The 474-nt window shown below is 69.6% G+C and carries 1 protein-coding gene; it reads left to right on the forward strand.

Going from position 1 to position 474, the window contains the following annotated elements; genetic code table 11:
* Positions 1-147: 147 nt before the first annotated feature.
* A partial coding sequence (locus FLV34_RS39750) for a transposase family protein (protein WP_187280904.1) occupies positions 148-474 on the forward strand: 327 nt, incomplete at its 3' end.

Below are 474 nucleotides of genomic sequence, written 5' to 3' on the forward strand. Positions count from 1 at the left end.
CAGGGCCCAAGCGTTCTCGGCTGGTGAGATGGGCGCAGCCCTGGGACGGACGGGTAGTTGAGGGCGCCCCGGTGCGGAGATGACAAACGCGACCCCTCATGATCGTCGGTGTCTAGCCAGTCGATCAAGAACAGGGGTCGCGTTCGCGTGCCATCATCCCCGATCGACGTGCTCTCCCGCCACCTGGAGCGCGTCACCATCTGCGATCCGCTGTCCGACCTGCCCACCCTTGCCGAGGTGCTGGATGCCATACCGGACCCTCGCAGCCGCCGCGGGCGCCGCTACCGACTCGGCCCGCTGCTCGCGTTAGCCCTGCTCGCCGTGCTCGGCGGAGCGACTTCCCTGGCGAAGATCACCCGGTTCATCGCCGGATACGATCCCGAGCTACGCGCCCGGATCGGTCTCCCGGGCCCCGTACGGCTGGCCGCCTCCACCCTGGGACGGCTGCTGGCCCGCCTGGACGGCGACGACTTC

It is taken from the genome of Microbispora sp. CSR-4, assembly GCF_008033685.1.
Lineage (GTDB): Bacteria > Actinomycetota > Actinomycetes > Streptosporangiales > Streptosporangiaceae > Microbispora.